We start from the raw sequence: 16,614 nt of genomic DNA on the forward strand, positions 1-16,614 counted from the left end.
TGCAGGGGGGACCCTGTGGGAGAGTAGGACGCCGCCGAACTATTTTTGAATGGAAAGCCCCGGACCGGGATACGGTCCGGGGCTTTTCTGCGTTTGGGGTCATTTAGGGTCAGTGGTATGCGCTATGACCTCGTCATCTTCGACAACGACGGTGTGCTCGTCGACAGCGAGCCGATCGCCAATACCGTTCTCGCCGCCTATCTGACCGAGGTCGGGCATCCGACGTCGTACGAGGAGTCCTTGCGGGACTACATGGGCGGGGCGTTGCACCGCGTGCACGACACCGTCAGGGAGCGGACCGGGCGGGCGCTGCCCGAGGAGTTCGACCAGGAGCTGATGCGGCGGACCCTGGAAGCGTTCGAGCGGTCGCTTGAACCGGTCGACGGGGTCGTCGAAGTGCTGGAGAAGCTCGAGGCGGACGGGGTGCCGTTCTGTCTGGCGTCTTCCGGGCGGCACGAGCGGATTGCGGCCGGGCACCGCAAGACGGGGCTCGATCGGTGGTTCGGGGTCGGCAGGGGCCCGGTCGGCAATGTGTTCAGTGCCGAGGACGTGGGGCGTGGGAAGCCGGCGCCCGATCTGTTTCTGTACGCCGCTGAGCGCATGGGCGTAGCGCCCGAGAAGTGTGTGGTCGTCGAGGACAGTCCGCTCGGGGTGCAGGCCGCTGTGGCTGCGGGGATGGACGTGTACGGGTTCACCGCCATGACGCCCGCGGCGGGGCTCGGTGCGGCCACCGGGTTCTTCGCGGACATGCGGGAGTTGCCGCAATTGGTGGCTTGATCCATCTACCCAGCAGTAAGGATGCGGCCTACGCTGAGCCGCCATGAGCGACGGTAACGGTGGGAGCGGCGGCATACCGGGTGTGCTGCGGTGGGGGCGCAGATCGCTGGGGTTCAGCTTCTTCGCGCAGGGGGCGGCGTTCGCGCTGCTCGTGACGCGGATCCCCGCCATCCAGGATCAGTACGGGATCTCCGACGGGCTGCTGCCCGTCTTTCTGGCGGCCGTGCCGATCCTCGCCGGTGTCAGCAGCGTCTGCACCGAGCAGTTGGTCAAGCGGGTGCGGCCGAGCCGGGTGCTGCGGTGGGCCCAACCCGTGGCGCTGCTGGCGCTGTTGGGCGTCGGAGCCGGGGACACGATGGTGGAGGTGGCGATCGCCCTCGCCGCGTTCGGGCTCGTCGTGGGTGCCCTCGACGCCTCGATGAACATGCTGGGGGTCAGCCTCCAGCGGTCGTACGGGCGCAGCATCATGCTCGGGTTCCACGCCTCGTACAGCCTCGGCGGGATCGTCGGTGCCTCGCTGGCCTGGGTGGGGGCGCACTGGGACCTGTCGCTGTTCGTGTCGTATCTGCCGGCGGTGGCCGTGCTGCTGCCGGCGTGCCTGCTGGCCAGCCGGTGGTACGTCGACGGGAACGCGGCCGTCGAGGACGAAGCCGCCGCGAAGGAGGGCAGCGGCGGGGTCGTCTTCAAGTTGCTGCTGCCGCTGTGTCTCGTGATGGCGTTCGCGTACATCGGGGACTCGACCGTCTCCAACTGGAGCGCGAAGTACCTGCAGGACGTGCTGGGCAGTTCGGAGCAGCTGTCGACCGTCCCGTACAACGTCTACATGGTCATGACGCTCGTCGGGCGGGCCGTCGGGGACGTGGGTGTGCGGCGGTTCGGGGCCGTGGTCGTGGTGCGGCTCGGGACGCTGGTGGCCGCCGGTGGCTTCGCGGTGGTGGCCGTGGCGCCGGGGCCCTGGGTGGGGATGCTCGGCTTCACGCTGCTCGGGCTCGGGCTCTGTGTGATCGTGCCGCAGACCTTCGCCGCGGCCGGGCGGCTGTTCCCCGGGGCGTCGGACGCGGCGGTCGCCCGGCTCAACATCTTCAACTACGTTGGTTTTCTGGTGGGTTCGCCCCTGGTGGGGGCTTTGGGGGATGCGTGGAGCTATCGGGGCGCCATGCTCGTACCCATGGTGTTGGTCCTGGTGACGCTCGTGTACGCCCCTTCGTTCGGCTCGGGAGGGGACCGATACGGTGGCAGGCATGAGCGGCCGCGCGCAGTTGATGTGGGACCCGGCGGTAGCGGGGTATGACTTCGGCCCCGGGCATCCGATGGACCCGGTCCGGCTCGAGCTGACCCGGAGCCTCGTCGGGGCGTTCGGGCTCGAGCGGGAGCTCGACGTCGTCGCGGCCAAGCGGGCCGGGGACTCGACGCTGCGGCTCGTGCACCGCGAGGACTACGTGGACGCGGTCAAGGCCGCGTCCGCCGACCCTGGCGCGGCCGACCAGGCGTACGGGCTCGGCACCACGGACGACCCCGCGTTCGCCGGGATGCACGAGGTGTCTGCGCTGATCGCCGGGCAGTCCGTGGGTGCGGCCGAGGCCGTGTGGCGGGGTGAGGCGCTGCACGCCGTGAACTTCGCCGGCGGGCTGCACCATGCGATGCCGGGGGCGGCCTCCGGGTTCTGCGTGTACAACGACGCGGCCCTCGCCATCGCGCGGCTCCTCGAACTCGGCGCCGAGCGCGTCGTCTACGTAGACGTGGATGTGCATCACGGCGACGGCGTGCAGGCGGCGTTCTGGGAGGACCCGCGGGTGCTGACCGTTTCGCTGCACGAGCATCCGCGGACGCTGTTCCCGCAGACCGGATGGCCCGAGGAGACCGGGGCCGCCGGGCCCGCCGAGGGGACGGCCGTGAACGTCGCGCTGCCCGCCGGGACGGGGGACGCGGGGTGGCTGCGGGCGTTCCACGCGGTCGTGCCCGAGCTGGTCGCGGAGTTCAGGCCGCAGGTGCTCGTGACGCAGCACGGGGCCGATACGCACTTCGAGGATCCGCTGGCGCATCTCGCGGTGTCGCTGGACGCGCAGCGGGCCGTACAGGTCGCCTGCCACGAGCTGGCGCACGCGTACGCGGACGGGAAGTGGGTCGCGCTCGGCGGCGGCGGGTACGCGGTCGTGGACGTGGTGCCCCGCTCGTGGACGCATCTGGTGGCCATCGCCGCCGGGCGGGAGATCGCGCCGGAGACCGTGATCCCGGACGGGTGGCGGCAGGAAGTCTTCGCCCGTACGCGACAGTTGGCGCCGGCGCGGATGACGGACGGGCGGTGGCCCGTCGCGCACCAGGACTGGGAGGCGGGGTACGACCCCGCGGATCGGCTGGATCAGGCGATTCTCGCTACGCGGAAGGCGGCCTACCCGCTGCGGGGCCTTTTGCCCTAGAGGCATGTGCCAGGGGCGAGCGCCCGCACACGGTAAGGGGTGTTACTCCAACTGTGCGGTGTTTCGGGGTTTTACGGGCGTACTCGCGGCCAATGCACCAGCATTTCAAGTGTGTTGAGCACCGGCGCCCTGCGTGCGCATCTGTTGGCGGCTCGGCTTGCCGGGCCCGTGGCGACCTCCCGCGAGGAGAGTCTGCGCAGTTACCGGCTGTTCGAGGCGCGCGATCCGCGTGTGCTGCTCGGGCTCGATCCCGAATGGCGGTGGGCGCAGCGGGACCTGCTCGCGCTGATGGCCGACAAGTGCGGGGTCTCGGGGGATCCCGCGCACACCTCCGGGCACGACGTGATCGACCCGGAGCTCACCCTCGCCGCGCTCGACGCGTTCGCGGACCGGCTCGGCAGGGCCGCCGAATCGCGTGCCCCGGTACTCTTCGGAACCGGACATCCGCACCGATTGCTCGGTTTCTACGCCGCGTTGGCGGACGCCTTGTCGGCGGCCGGGTGCCCCGTCCTCACCCCCGCGATGGGTTGCAGTGTCGACATAACGACCCGGTTCGGCCTACGCACGTACAACCTTGACTACGTACAAGGAGTCGCGCTGGTGCGCGAACCCGGCGCGTGGCCCCCCGGAAGTGAGACCGGCGCGCACACGCATTCGCCACTCCCGGTTCGTACCGCTCTGGCCGCCTGCGCGGAGGCCGGCGGACCGCTTCCCGATCTGGTCGTGGGGGACCACGGATGGGCTTGCGGTGCAGGTCAGTTGGGGTTCGATGCCATCGGCCTGGCGGATACGGATGATCCCGCGCTGTTCGTCGGTGAGGCCGAGGGGCGGGTGTCCGTCGTCGTTCCGCTTGATGACGCTGTGCGGTCTGATTACTACCGACCGCTTACTCGCTATGTACTCAATCGAGCGTGTCTGTCACAGTAGGCGGCCGATCGCTGCTCCTCTTCCCCACTCGCACCACACGCCCCTACATTGGGGAGTGAGCACGCAACGACGTTGAGTCACCGGAAGGGGAAGCCGGTGGCCGTCGAGTGCGGAAGGTTCAGGTGTGTCATGGCTGCTGGTGAGAGTAGGCCTCTGAACGAGGTGCAGTTCTTGACCGTGGCGGAAGTCGCCTCGGTCATGCGAGTGTCCAAGATGACCGTGTACCGACTGGTGCACAGTGGTCATCTGCCCGCGATCCGGGTCGGGCGGAGCTTCCGCGTCCCGGAGCAAGCGGTCCACGAGTACCTCCGCGAGTCCTATGTGGGGGTGGATGCCGGCTGATCCGTAGCTCCGATCGCCCTCGATTTCTGGCTCGGCACTCGGGCGGGGTAGGCTAGCCCCTCGTAGGTCGTGTGGGCCCCAATTCAGCCCCGCACCGAGTGATTGTCCCTGCATCGCAGGGGTTGTCCCAGAAGTGAGCGAGGGTAGTCGTGGGCTCTGTTATCAAGAAGCGCCGTAAGCGGATGGCTAAGAAGAAGCACCGCAAGCTGCTGAAGCGCACGCGCGTTCAGCGTCGCAACAAGAAGTAAGCGACCGCTGCAGCACAGCGCTTTCTGTGGCCCTTTCACCGTTCGGTGGGAGGGCCACAGTGCGTTCGCGGACGTGTCCGTCCCTGGCCTGCGTGGATGTTTACGGGGCAACCGTCTGTACGTGCGTCTGTGGCTGTCGTCACTTCATGCATCGTCCGGTCATCACAGCGCAACATCGAACCGCTAACGTGGCCCGCGAGCAGTGAGTGCGGAGCGCGGCAGGTCTTGCACGGAAGGTAGGCGCTGATCTTGGGCAAGGTCGTGCTCGTGACCGGGGTGGCCCGGCAACTCGGGGGCCGGTTCGTTCGACGTATCCAGCGGGACCCGGACGTGGACCGGGTGATCGCCGTGGACGCGGTGCCTCCCGCGCACCATCTGGGCGGGGCGGATTTCCTGCAGGCCGACATCCGGCAGCCGACGGTCGCGCGGCTGCTCGCCGAGCACTCCGTGGACACCGTCGTGCACATGGACGTGACGGGGACGCCGCTGGCCAGCGGCGGCCGCGGCTCGGTCAAGGAGACCAACGTCATCGGCACGATGCAGCTGCTCGGCGCGTGCCAGAAGGCGCCGAGCGTCAAGCGGCTCGTGGTGAAGTCGAGTACGAACGTGTACGGGTCCGCGCCGCGCGACCCGGCCGTGTTCACGGAGACGACGCCGCCCAAGTCCCTGCCGAGCGGCGGCTTCGCGAAGGACACCGTCGAGGTCGAGGGGTATGTGCGCGGGTTCGCCCGGCGCCGTCCCGACGTCGCCGTGTGCGTGCTGCGCTTCGCCAACATCCTTGGCCCGACGGCCGATTCGCCGCTCGCCCAGTACTTCTCGCTGCCGGTCCTGCCGACGGTGTTCGGCTATGACCCGCGGCTGCAGTTCGTGCACGAGGACGATGTGATCGAGGTGCTGCGGATCGCCGCGCACGACCCGGATCGCGGGACGCTGAACAGCGGGACGTTCAACGTCGCGGGCGACGGCGTCCTGCTGCTCTCGCAGTGCTCGCGCCGGCTCGGCCGCCCGACCGTCCCGGTGCTGCTGCCCGCCGTGACCTGGGTGGGCGGCGCACTGCGTACGCTGGGTGCGACGGACTTCTCGCCCGAGCAGATCAGGCTGCTCACGCACGGGCGGGTGGTGTCGACGGCCCAGATGCGCGACACACTGGGGTTCCGGCCGAAGTACACGACCGCGGAGACCTTCGCGGATTTCGTACGCGGACGGGGACCCGGACTGCTGCCGCCCCAGGCCCTGGCGTCAGCCGTGGACAAGGTCGCGTCACTGCCCTTCGTGGGCGGGCGCGCGGCCGGCCACCCCTCGACGTAGAGCGCCAACTGAGGAGCGCATGAACGATGGCGGATGCCAAGGTCATTCCGTTCGACGACGACAGGTCGCGGGGGACCACCGGGAAGGGTGCCGCGCGCCGCAGGGGACCCGGTGCCGGCCGGCGCAAGGGTGAGCCGTCGGCTGCCCGGGACGTGCGCGAGGTCAAGGCGCTGCCGACGCAGACGCGGCCCGAGCCGGAGCCCGAACGCGGGGCGCCGGAGCCGGCGGTGCCCGAGTCGCGGGGTGGCTGGGACCGGCGGATCGCGGGCGGGCTCGCGTTTCTGCGGCGGCGGATCACGGGGGACTACGACGTCGACGAGTTCGGCTACGACAAGGAACTCACTGACCAGGTCCTGATGTCGATGCTGCGGCCGATCGCGGAGAAGTACTTCCGGGTCGAGGTGAAGGGCGTCGAGAACATTCCGGCGCAGGGCGGTGCGCTGATCGTCTCCAACCACTCGGGGACGCTGCCGCTCGACGGGCTGATGCTGCAGGTCGCGGTCCACGACAACCACCCGGCGGGTCGCCATCTGCGCCTCCTCGCGGCCGACCTGGTCTTCATGCTGCCGGTGGTCAACGAGCTGGCCCGTAAGGCCGGGCACACGCTGGCCTGCGCGGAGGATGCCCAACGGCTGCTCGAGAGCGGTGAGTTGGTCGGGGTGATGCCGGAGGGCTTCAAGGGCATCGGCAAGCCGTTCAGCGAGCGGTACAAGCTGCAGCGGTTCGGGCGGGGCGGGTTCGTGTCGACCGCGCTGCGCGCCGGGACGCCGATCGTGCCGTGCTCGATCGTCGGGGCGGAGGAGATCTACCCGATGATCGGCAACGCGAAGACGCTGGCCAGGGTCCTCGGTTTCCCCTACTTCCCGATCACGCCCACGTTCCCGTGGCTGGGGCCGCTCGGTGCGGTGCCGTTGCCGACGAAGTGGACGATCCAGTTCGGGGAGCCGATCGCGACGGACGGGTATCCGCCGGAGGCGGCGGAGGATCCGATGCTGATGTTCAACCTGACGGATCAGGTGCGGGAGCAGATCCAGCACACGCTGTACAAGCTGCTGGTGCAGCGCAGGTCGGTGTTCTTCTAGCAGCAGTTAGCAGCAACTAGCAGTCAGGGGCCCGGGGATGACCCCGGGCCCCTCATGCTGTCGGTGGGGCTACTTGGCGTCCTCGCCGTCGATGCCCAAGCCGGGGAGCAGGCCCGGCAGGAGCGGGGGCAGGGTGACGTCCGGCTTGGTGGAGCTGGGGGTGCCGGAGCCGGACTTGCCGTCCGACGGGGTCGGTGACGCGTCGGACTTCGGGGGGTCCAGGAGGCCGCCCGTGGTCTCGCCGAGGAGGCCGCTGTCGTCCTGGCCCGTGCCCGAGCTGGACGGCTTGGGCTGGGTGGAGCTGCCGCCGCGGTGATCCGTGCCGGACGAGCCGGACGGGGTCGAGCGCTCGGTGCCGGACGTCCCCGGCGACGTACCGCCACCGGAGTGGGAGCCGCCCGTGGTGGGCGTCTGTGGCAGTAGCGAGCGCAGCGGGTCGACCTCTTGGTCTATGGCGGCGAAGACCGAGCTCACCTGGTCCCGTACGTCGCCGAGCTGGACCGGCAGTCGGTTGCTCAGGGAGCTCCAGCTCTGCCGGTGCGACTCGGAGAACGCGGACAGGGCCTGGATCGGGCCGAGCGAGCCGTCCCGCTTGTACGCCTCGCTGAGCAGCCGGTGGCCCTCGGACGCGTCGTACTGCATCCCGGACAGGGCGCGGCGGACCTCGCCCACGGACTCGTGGTCCAGGTGGCCGCTGCGGTCGCGCTCCATCAGCCGCCGCGCCTCGTTGAGCCGCGTCGACGCCTGGTCCAGATAGATCTGCCCGCGGTCGGAGTCGCTGTCGGCCATGCCGAGCTTGAGGTCCTCCATGCCGCGCTTGAGGCCGTAGAGGGAGTCACCGGGCAGCGCGTTCGAACTCGCGGCTGCTACGCCGCTGAACGCTCCCGCGGCCACACCCACCGTGAGCCCGCCCGCGGCGAGGCCCTTGGACAGGCGGGAGCGCGGGCGGAGCTTGCGCAGTGAGGTCGCCCGGTGGGCTCCCTTGCCCTTGCCCCGCTGCTCCGGCACGGACGGTGCCGCGCCCTCCTTGAACATGGCCTCCATCGCGGCCACGAGCTGCGCCCGCTGCACCACTTTGACCTCGGGGTCCAGCTCCGGTGCGGGCAGCTCGCCGAGACCGGTGGTCAGGGACAGCAGTCTGCCCTGCTCGGTATCGGCCTGGTCGCTCTGCCCAGCAGCCGGTCCCTCCGGCTGCTGCGCCGCCGGGTCCCTGTCGGACTGGTCCTCCAGGGCCTGGGCGAAGGCGTTCGCCCGCCGGTGTGCCGATACGTTCGCGATCACTGGCGGCACCTCCTCTCGTCATGACGGTCGACTCCCATGTCGACTCCCCAGGGGGTCCTGAGGGTTGCACGCCCGGGCCGCTTGCACACGATCGAGTGAGCGGAGCACGGTCCGGGAGTGACCACAGGGAGCCTGCATCCCGCACAACGAGCGGCGCGGCACTTGGGTTACGGACGAAAGATGATCCGACCGCCAACGCATCTACCTTTCACCGTAGGTGAGTTGAGGGTCGCGGGCGGTGACGGAATCGGTCGGGAGGTGTCAGCGTGCGTCATCGGGGAGGAGCCGGGCGAGCGTGCGCACGGCCCGGTACTGGAGGGTCTTGATCGCTCCCTCGTTCTTCCCCATCACGCGCGCGGTCTCGGCGACGGACAGACCCTGCAGAAAGCGCAGCGTGACGCACTCCTGCTGCTGTGGGTTCAGACGTCGTACGGCGTCCAGGAGTGCCGCGTTCGACAGGGACTCAAGGACGGAGTCCTCGGGGGAACGCTCCACCTCGTTCGCGTCCAGCATTTCGCCGGTGGTCACTTCGAGACGGAAGCGGCTCGACTTGAAGTGGTCGGCGACCAGGTTGCGCGCGATCGTGACCAGCCAGGCGCCGAAGTCGCGGCCCTGCCAGGTGAAGGTGCCGATGCGGCGCAGCGCGCGCAGGAAGGTCTCGCTGGTGAGGTCCTCGGCCGTCGCCTTCCCGCCGACGCGGTAGTAGATGTAGCGGTAGACGGTGTCGCTGTACTGGTCGTAGAGCCGGCCGAAGGCGTCCGCCTCGCCGGCCTGGGCGCGCTCGACCAGGTCCATCATGCGGGCGCTGTCGCTGTCCGCGGCGGGGCGGCGGGGCGTCGGCGCGGCCGCCGTACCGGAGGCACCGGCGGCTCCGGAGCGTGCGCGTCTGCCGACGGTGGCGGCGCCGCTGTCGGCCATGGCGAAGCACGGACCGACCGGCGCAGGGACGGCGAGGGCGGGGACGGCGTACGCGGTGGGGACGAAGCCGCGCAAGCGGTCGACGACCGTTGCGCGCAGCGTAGCCAGGCCCGAGGCGTCAACCCCGACGTGTTGAAACACGGGACTCCCAGAGGCAGAGCTTCCATCACGTGCAGTGCGGGACCGTTCACCCGTCGTACTGACGCGTGGGTACCGGTTTGCGTCTGAGGAGAATAACGCTTCGTGCAGGGAGCGCTACACCGAGTTGCTCAAATCATCGATTACGTCACTTCTGTAGCTGATCGCCGATGATTCAAGTACCAGAGAGTGACCACTTGTTGATCGGATTAGGTCATGTTCCGGCTGCGGCCGTGACGGGTTGTGGCCGAGTGCTATCCGCGTGACTGGCGGGAAGCCGGTGGGGGTAAGACGTTCGGAATGGCGTCAGCGACGGCGGCGGTGCAGGGCGATCGCCGCTGCCGTGCCGCCCGCGACCGCGCCGACGCCGGCCGCCGCGGGGATGCCGACCTTCGCCGCCTTGCGGCCGGTGCGGTAGTCGCGCAGCCGCCAGTCCCGCTCGCGCGCGTACTTGCGCAGCTTGGCGTCCGGGTTGATCGCGTACGGGTGTCCGACGAGGGAGAGCATCGGGATGTCGTTGTGGGAGTCGCTGTACGCGGCGCAGCGGCCGAGCTCCAGGCCCTCCGCCGAGGCCAGTGCGCGCACGGCCTCCGCCTTCGCGGGGCCGTGCAGCGGTTCGCCGACGAGCTTGCCGGTGTAGACGCCGCCGATGGACTCGGCGACCGTGCCGAGGGCGCCGGTCAGGCCGAGGCGGCGGGCGATGACCGTGGCGATCTCGACGGGGGCCGCCGTGACCAGCCAGACCTTCTGCCCGGCGTCGAGGTGGGCCTGGGCGAGGGCGCGGGTGCCGGGCCAGATGCGCTCGGCCATGTACTCGTCGTAGATCTCCTCGCCGATGGACATCAGCTCGGCGACGCGGTGGCCCTTGACGATGGACAGCGCGCTGTCGCGGGCGTCCTGCATGTGCTCGGGGTCCTCGACCCCGGCGATCCTGAACCACGCCTGCTGCCAGGCGAACCGGGTCAGCTCGCGGCGCTGGAAGAACTTCCGCTTGTACAGGCCCCGGCCGAAGTGGAAGATCGCGGCGCCCTGCATCACGGTGTTGTCGAGGTCGAAGAAGGCGGCGGCCTTGTCGTCGCCGACGACCGGGAACTCCGGGTCCTGACTGTCACCACTGTCATCGCCCGGGGGCGCCTGGTCCTCCAGCTCCTGGGAGGACTTGCGCGCTGCCTCAGCCGAGGCCTCGCCTGCCAGCACGCTCCGCGCGGTGGCGGAGCGCCTACGGGGTGTGAGCCATCCGAGAGCGGCCATGCGGCGAGCATAGCCAGTTTGTTCGGTGGTTCCGGAGTCGAGCAGATTTCGGGAACCTGTCGGCGTGTGAAATCCAGGCGTTCTGCCAGGGGTGCGGGCGGGGCCAGAATGGCCGGTATGAGCCCCATCTTTCGCCGTGGTGAGAAGAAGAATCCGTCGGACCGGGTCGTCACGTTGATCGGCAAGCCCGGGTGTCATCTGTGCGACGACGCACAGGTGGTGATCGAGAAGGTCTGTGCCGAGGTCGGCGCGTCCTGGGAGAAGAAGGACATCAATGAGGACGAGGAGCTGTACCGCAAGTACTGGGAGCAGATCCCGGTCGTCCTCGTCGACGGGGAACAGCACGACTTCTGGCGGGTGAAGGAGGAGCGGCTGCGGTCCGCGCTCACGCGCTGACCCCCCGCGCGCACCCGCTGTACACCGTCGTCCTGTGCACCGCCGTGCTCCGTCGTGTTCCGTCGCAGAAGTCACTGACCGAGCAGTCCAACTGGTCCCGAAAGTCGCTTAGGATCGGGGGCGGTTTTGGTCTCGGGGGCGTGGATCGTAAGGAAGGTGTGCGGTTTTGCCCCCGACAGGTGAGCAACGAAGCTGCCTGCGCGCCGGTTCCAGTCGAGTGCGCGGGGGTTGCGTGACCCCGGTCACGTTGGCCGGGCAAATCGGACACCATCTTTGTGCACGCGTTCACAAAGACATAGCCTGCATCCGACGGGGCGGTCTTGGAACGAACAGCCGCCCACAGCCCCGCTCTACCCGCAGGAGCACCGTGGCAACTGGCCGAACTCACCGACCGGCGACCCGCAGCCGAGGGATTCCCGAGGCCACCGTCGCCAGGCTTCCGCTGTACCTCCGAGCCCTCACCGCTCTGTCGGAGCGCTCGGTGCCCACGGTCTCCTCCGAGGAGCTCGCGGCCGCCGCGGGGGTCAACTCCGCGAAGCTGCGCAAGGACTTCTCGTACCTCGGTTCGTACGGGACCCGTGGCGTGGGCTACGACGTCGAGTACCTCGTCTACCAGATCTCCCGTGAGCTGGGCCTCACGCAGGACTGGCCGGTCGTGATCGTCGGTATCGGCAACCTCGGTGCGGCGCTTGCCAATTACGGTGGTTTCGCCTCCCGCGGCTTCCGGGTCGCGGCGCTGATCGACGCCGATCCCGCGATGGCGGGCAAGCCCGTCGCGGGCATGCCCGTGCAGCACACCGATGACCTGGAAAAGATCATCGACGACAACGGTGTGTCCATCGGCGTCATCGCCACCCCGGCCGGTGCCGCGCAGCAGGTCTGCGACCGGCTCGTCGCCGCCGGTGTCACCTCCATCCTGAACTTCGCGCCGACGGTCCTGTCCGTGCCGGACGGTGTCGACGTACGCAAGGTCGACCTCTCCATCGAGCTGCAGATCCTCGCCTTCCACGAGCAGCGCAAGGCGGGCGAGGGCAGCGGTCAGACCGACGGATCCGACGGGGCCGAGGGCGCGGTCGGCGTCGAGGGCGCCGCCGCCAAGGTCACCAAGCCCGTCGCAGAGCACCGCAAGGGACCCGACGGGGACGTGCCCGCCGTGATGCCGGCATGAGTCTCCTCGTCGTCGGGCTGAGTCACCGCAGCGCGCCGGTCAGCGTCCTGGAGCGCGCCGCGCTGAACGCGGACACCCAGGCCAAGCTGTTGCAGGACACCCTCGCCGCCGAGCCGGCCGCCGAGGCCGCAGTGCTCGCGACCTGCAACCGGATCGAGCTGTACGCCGACGTGGACAAGTTCCACGCCGGTGTCGCCGAGCTGTCGACGCTGCTCGCCCAGCACAGTGGTGTGGGCCTGGAAGAGCTCACTCCCCATCTCTACGTGCACTACGAGGACCGGGCGGTGCACCACCTGTTCTCGGTGGCGTGCGGGCTCGACTCGATGGTGGTCGGCGAGGGCCAGATCCTCGGTCAGATCAAGGACACGCTCGCCCGGGCGCAGGAGCTCCACTCCGCGGGCAAGCTGCTCAACGACCTTTTCCAGCAGGCCCTTCGGGTCGGCAAGCGCGCGCACTCCGAGACCGGCATCGACCGGGCCGGTCAGTCGCTGGTCACCTTCGGCCTCGAGCAGCTCGCCGTCGGGCAGCCGGTGGACGCGTGGGCCGCGGGCAAGCGCGCGCTGGTGATCGGCGCCGGGTCGATGTCGTCCCTCGCGGCGGCCACCCTCGCTCGGGCCGGGGTCGCCGAAGTCGTCGTCGCCAACCGGACGTTGGAGCGCGCCGAGCGGCTGGTGGAGATCCTGGGCGACGGTGGTACCGCCGCTCGTGCCGTCACCATGGACGCCGTGGCGGGCGAACTGACACGTGCCGACATCGCCATCTCCTGCACCGGCGCCACCGGGCTCGTGCTGAGTGCCGACGCGGTGCGCGCGGCCGTCGCCGGGCGCACCCCGACCGCGGGCGGCGACGTGCCCGCCACGTCAACTCCCGCTTCCGGCAAGGCCGTTGTGGACACCTGCCCGGTCGACGCGGTGCGCGGCGGGTTCTCCGTCGAGGGTGAGGCCGCCGTCGCCGGGTTCGACGCGGCCGCCCTCGAGCAGCACGGCGTCTGGGTGGACAACGCCCCGGGCGAGCGCGTGCGTCCCTCGGAGGCCGGGGCCATCGCCGCGCTCGCCGTCGCGGGCCGGGTGCCCGAGATGCGGCAGAGCCGGGCGCCCGAGCCGGTGCGCCAAGTCGCCCTGGCCCTCCTCGACTTGGCGATGCCGCGGGACATCGACGCGGCCGCGCACCGGATCGACGGGGTGCGCCTCGTCGACATCGAGTCCCTCGCCGAGGCCTCCGCCGACGCGCCGATGGCCGCCGACGTGGACCAGGTGCGGGCGATCGTGGCCGACGAGGTCGCCGCGTTCGGTGCCGCCCAGCGCGCCGCGCACATCACGCCGACCGTCGTCGCGCTGCGCACGATGGCCGCGGACGTGGTGAGCAGCGAGATCGCGCGGCTCGACGGGCGCCTTCCCGGCCTCGACGACAAGCAGCGCGCGGAGATCACCCAGACCGTGCGGCGCGTGGTGGACAAGCTGCTGCACGCGCCGACCGTACGGGTCAAGCAGCTGGCGGCCGAGCCCGGCGGTGCCGGGTACGCGGACGCGCTGCGGACCCTGTTCGACCTGGACCAGGACACGGTCGCAGCCGTTTCCCGGGCCAACCCCGACAGCGTAGAAGGCAAGAATCGAGGCCCGGCATGACCGCCGAGAAAGCCCTGAGGCTGGGCACCAGGCGCAGCAAGCTGGCCATGACCCAGTCCGGGCATGTCGCCGAAGCCGTACGGCAGTTGACCGGCCGCGAGGTCGAGCTCGTGGAGATCACCTCGTACGGTGACGTCAACCGTGAGCACATCTCGCAGATCGGCGGCACCGGCATCTTCGTCACCGCGCTGCGGGACGCGCTCGCCAGGGGTGAGATCGACTTCGCCGTGCACTCCCTGAAGGACCTGCCGACCGCGCAGCCCGACGACCTGGTGCTCGCGGCCCTGCCGCAGCGCGAGGACCCGCGGGACGTGCTGATCGCCCGTGACGGACTGACGTTCACCGAGCTGCCCGCGGGCGCCCGGGTGGGTACGGGTTCGCTGCGCCGGGTGGCCCAGCTGAACGCGTACGCCCGCAGCCACGGGATGCAGATCGAGACCGTGCCGATCCGCGGGAACATCGACACCCGCATCGGCTACGTGGCGAAGGGGGAGCTGGACGCCGTGGTACTCGCGGCGGCCGGCATCAACCGCATCGGTCGGAGCGGTGAAGTCACCGACTTCCTCTCCACCGACATTGTCCTGCCCGCCCCCGGCCAGGGGGCACTGGCAGTCGAGTGCACCGCGACCAACGGTGAACTCGCCGCCGCGCTCGCCGAGATGGACGACCCGTTCACCCGGGTCGCCGTCACCGCCGAGCGAGCCCTGCTCGCCGCCCTGGAGGCCGGCTGCAGTGCACCTGTGGGTGCGCTGGCCGACCTTCTGGCCGACGGGCAGATTGCCAACGAAATGCGCCTGCGCGGCGTCGTCGGTACCCCCGACGGCTCCGAGCTGGTGCAGCTGTCCACCACCGGTCCCGTGCCCTCGTCCGAGGACGAGGCGCTGGCTCTCGGGCGCGAACTCGCCGCCGAGATGCTGGCCAAGGGTGCGGCCGGTCTGATGGGGGAGCGAGCACTTTGAGCCCCACCACCGCTGAATCGACCGCCTGCGCACTGGGGCACGTCACCTTCCTGGGTGCCGGTCCCGGTGACCCAGGACTGCTGACACTACGGGCCGTGGAGGCCCTGACCCGAGCGGATGTGCTGATCGCCGAGCCCGAAGTGCTCGACGTCGTACGCACGCACGCCAGGTCGGGCGTGACCGTGCTCGACGCGGACACGCCGGGGCAGACCGGCTCCGCTGACGAGGCGTCAACTGCCGTCGCGGTCCCGGCTCTGAGGGACTGGGCCAATCTTGTCATGGAGGCCGCGCGCAGCGGCAAGCGGGTCGTGCGTGCGGTCACGGGGGACCCCGGGCTCGACACGTACGCGGCCGAGGAGATGCTCGCCTGCGCCTCCGAGGGCATCGACTTCGAGGTCGTACCCGGCATCGCCGCGGCCGTGGGCGTGCCCGCGTACGCCGGTGTGCCGCTGCGTGACGCGCAGGGTGCGGACGTCCGCTTCGTCGACGCCCGCACGGCCTCCGAGCGCTGCTGGACCGAGGTCGGGGCGTCCGACGGCACGGTCGTCGTGTCGACGACGCTCGACTCGGTGGCCGCGGCCGCGGGCGAACTGGTCGCGGCCGGTCGCAAGCCGGATACCCCGCTGTCCGTGACGATCGCCGGTACGACGACGCGGCAGAAGACCTGGTCGGCGACGCTCGGCACGATCGCGCAGACGCTGAAGCAGGCCAAGGTGCTGCCGTCGCCGGAGGGCAACCGTCCGGTGATAGCCGTGGTCGGTGAGCGTTCCGCGGCCGCCCAGCGCGACCAGCTGTCCTGGTTCGAGTCGAAGCCGCTGTTCGGCTGGCGCGTGCTCGTCCCCAGGACCAAGGAGCAGGCGGCCTCGCTCTCCGACCAGCTGCGGGAGTACGGCGCGGTGCCGCACGAGGTGCCGACCATCGCCGTCGAGCCGCCGCGCACGCCCCAGCAGATGGAGCGCGCGGTCAAGGGCCTGGTCACCGGCCGGTACGAGTGGATCGCCTTCACGTCGGTCAACGCCGTCAAGGCCGTGCGCGAGAAGTTCGAGGAGTACGGGCTCGACGCGCGGGCCTTCGCCGGGATCAAGGTTGCCGCGGTCGGCGAGCAGACCGCCAGTGCGCTGATCGCCTTCGGCGTGAAGCCGGACCTGGTGCCGAGCGGGGAGCAGAGCGCCGCCGGTCTCCTCGAGGACTGGCCGCCGTACGACCCGGTCTTCGACCCGATCGACCGCGTCTTCCTGCCGCGGGCCGACATCGCCACGGAGACCCTGGTCGCCGGGCTCATCGAGCTGGGCTGGGAGGTCGACGACGTCACGGCGTACCGCACCGTGCGCGCGTCGCCGCCGCCGGCCGAGACGCGCGAGGCGATCAAGGGCGGCGGCTTCGACGCGGTCCTCTTCACGTCCTCGTCGACGGTCCGGAACCTGGTCGGCATCGCCGGCAAGCCGCACAACGTGACGGTGATCGCGTGCATCGGCCCCGCCACGGCGAAGACCGCCGAGGAGCACGGCCTGCGGGTCGACGTCATGGCTCCCGAACCGTCGGTGCACAAGCTGGCTGCCGCGCTCGCCGAGTTCGGCGCGCAGCGGCGGGACGCCGCCATTGAAGCCGGGGATCCTGTGACCCGGCCCAGTGAGCGGCGGCCGGGGGCGCGGCGCAGGCGCGCGGCTCCGTAAGAGAGTCGGGGCGGGTGTCCGGTGGCGTGCTGTGCACCGGACGCCCGCCCCGTTTCGTTTTCCGTTGACGGCGGCATGCGTGGACGTAGGCATGCGTGAGTACG

Annotated in this window: 16 protein-coding genes; 13 read left to right on the forward strand and 3 right to left on the reverse strand. The window is 70.3% G+C overall.

Annotation, left to right across the window (positions count from 1 at the left end; genetic code table 11):
* Positions 1-117: 117 nt before the first annotated feature.
* The 8 genes from ACIBUY_RS27575 to ACIBUY_RS27610 all read left to right on the forward strand — a co-directional run bounded on the left by ACIBUY_RS27575 (position 118) and on the right by ACIBUY_RS27610 (position 7,101).
* Positions 118-777 (forward strand): HAD family hydrolase, encoded by a 660-nt coding sequence (locus tag ACIBUY_RS27575; protein WP_399154051.1) that lies wholly within the window; start codon positions 118-120, stop codon positions 775-777.
* Positions 778-850: 73 nt separating this feature from the next.
* Positions 851-2,068: an MFS transporter gene (locus ACIBUY_RS27580; RefSeq protein WP_365580149.1), complete on the forward strand. Its 1,218-nt coding sequence runs from the start codon at positions 851-853 to the stop codon at positions 2,066-2,068.
* A complete protein-coding gene (locus ACIBUY_RS27585; RefSeq protein ID WP_365580109.1) occupies positions 2,019-3,194 on the forward strand; it encodes an acetoin utilization protein AcuC in 1,176 nt (391 codons plus the stop codon). The genes ACIBUY_RS27580 and ACIBUY_RS27585 overlap by 50 nt, the downstream gene beginning before the upstream one ends.
* Before the next feature lie 111 nt (positions 3,195-3,305).
* Positions 3,306-4,121 (forward strand): phosphatase, encoded by an 816-nt coding sequence (locus tag ACIBUY_RS27590; protein WP_365580112.1) that lies wholly within the window; start codon positions 3,306-3,308, stop codon positions 4,119-4,121.
* A gap of 129 nt (positions 4,122-4,250) precedes the next feature.
* Positions 4,251-4,463, forward strand: coding sequence for a helix-turn-helix domain-containing protein (locus ACIBUY_RS27595; protein ID WP_158689180.1), 213 nt, complete (start codon positions 4,251-4,253; stop codon positions 4,461-4,463).
* Between the two features lie 149 nt (positions 4,464-4,612).
* Positions 4,613-4,711: a 30S ribosomal protein bS22 gene (locus ACIBUY_RS27600; RefSeq protein ID WP_003948845.1), complete on the forward strand. Its 99-nt coding sequence runs from the start codon at positions 4,613-4,615 to the stop codon at positions 4,709-4,711.
* Positions 4,712-4,960: 249 nt separating this feature from the next.
* Positions 4,961-6,019: an NAD-dependent epimerase/dehydratase family protein gene (locus ACIBUY_RS27605; protein ID WP_365580114.1), complete on the forward strand. Its 1,059-nt coding sequence runs from the start codon at positions 4,961-4,963 to the stop codon at positions 6,017-6,019.
* Between the two features lie 26 nt (positions 6,020-6,045).
* On the forward strand, positions 6,046-7,101 hold the full coding sequence (locus ACIBUY_RS27610) for a lysophospholipid acyltransferase family protein (RefSeq protein WP_365580117.1): 1,056 nt from the start codon (positions 6,046-6,048) through the stop codon (positions 7,099-7,101).
* Between the two features lie 69 nt (positions 7,102-7,170).
* Here the strand turns inward: ACIBUY_RS27610 and ACIBUY_RS27615 are convergent, their stop codons facing one another.
* The 3 genes from ACIBUY_RS27615 to ACIBUY_RS27625 all read right to left on the reverse strand — a co-directional run bounded on the left by ACIBUY_RS27615 (position 7,171) and on the right by ACIBUY_RS27625 (position 10,689).
* On the reverse strand, positions 7,171-8,382 hold the full coding sequence (locus tag ACIBUY_RS27615) for a DUF5667 domain-containing protein (protein WP_365580120.1): 1,212 nt from the start codon (positions 8,380-8,382) through the stop codon (positions 7,171-7,173).
* A gap of 261 nt (positions 8,383-8,643) precedes the next feature.
* A complete protein-coding gene (locus ACIBUY_RS27620) occupies positions 8,644-9,441 on the reverse strand; it encodes an ECF subfamily RNA polymerase sigma factor, BldN family (protein WP_365580122.1) in 798 nt (265 codons plus the stop codon).
* 303 nt (positions 9,442-9,744) lie between these two features.
* The gene (locus tag ACIBUY_RS27625; protein ID WP_365580125.1) at positions 9,745-10,689 is read right to left on the reverse strand and encodes an HAD-IB family hydrolase; all 945 of its coding nucleotides are present in this window, start codon (positions 10,687-10,689) and stop codon (positions 9,745-9,747) included.
* 108 nt (positions 10,690-10,797) lie between these two features.
* Here ACIBUY_RS27625 and ACIBUY_RS27630 point away from each other — a divergent pair, with 108 nt between their 5' ends.
* The 5 genes from ACIBUY_RS27630 to ACIBUY_RS27650 all read left to right on the forward strand — a co-directional run bounded on the left by ACIBUY_RS27630 (position 10,798) and on the right by ACIBUY_RS27650 (position 16,510).
* Positions 10,798-11,085, forward strand: a complete 288-nt coding sequence (locus tag ACIBUY_RS27630) for a glutaredoxin family protein (RefSeq protein WP_399154052.1) — start codon at positions 10,798-10,800, stop codon at positions 11,083-11,085.
* A 367-nt stretch (positions 11,086-11,452) separates the two neighbouring features.
* The gene (locus tag ACIBUY_RS27635) at positions 11,453-12,253 is read left to right on the forward strand and encodes a redox-sensing transcriptional repressor Rex (RefSeq protein WP_399154053.1); all 801 of its coding nucleotides are present in this window, start codon (positions 11,453-11,455) and stop codon (positions 12,251-12,253) included.
* Positions 12,250-13,878 (forward strand): glutamyl-tRNA reductase, encoded by a 1,629-nt coding sequence (locus tag ACIBUY_RS27640; RefSeq protein WP_365580131.1) that lies wholly within the window; start codon positions 12,250-12,252, stop codon positions 13,876-13,878. The genes ACIBUY_RS27635 and ACIBUY_RS27640 overlap by 4 nt, the downstream gene beginning before the upstream one ends.
* Positions 13,875-14,837 carry a hydroxymethylbilane synthase gene (hemC, locus tag ACIBUY_RS27645; RefSeq protein ID WP_365580133.1) on the forward strand — a complete coding sequence of 321 codons (963 nt, stop codon included), beginning with the start codon at positions 13,875-13,877 and terminating at the stop codon, positions 14,835-14,837. The genes ACIBUY_RS27640 and hemC overlap by 4 nt, the downstream gene beginning before the upstream one ends.
* Entirely contained in the window at positions 14,834-16,510 is a 1,677-nt protein-coding gene (locus tag ACIBUY_RS27650; protein ID WP_365580136.1) for a uroporphyrinogen-III synthase, read from the forward strand. Before hemC ends, ACIBUY_RS27650 begins: the two co-directional genes overlap by 4 nt.
* Positions 16,511-16,614 lie beyond the last annotated feature (104 nt).

It is taken from the genome of Streptomyces sp. NPDC050085 (genome assembly GCF_044460595.1).
Classification (GTDB): domain Bacteria; phylum Actinomycetota; class Actinomycetes; order Streptomycetales; family Streptomycetaceae; genus Streptomyces.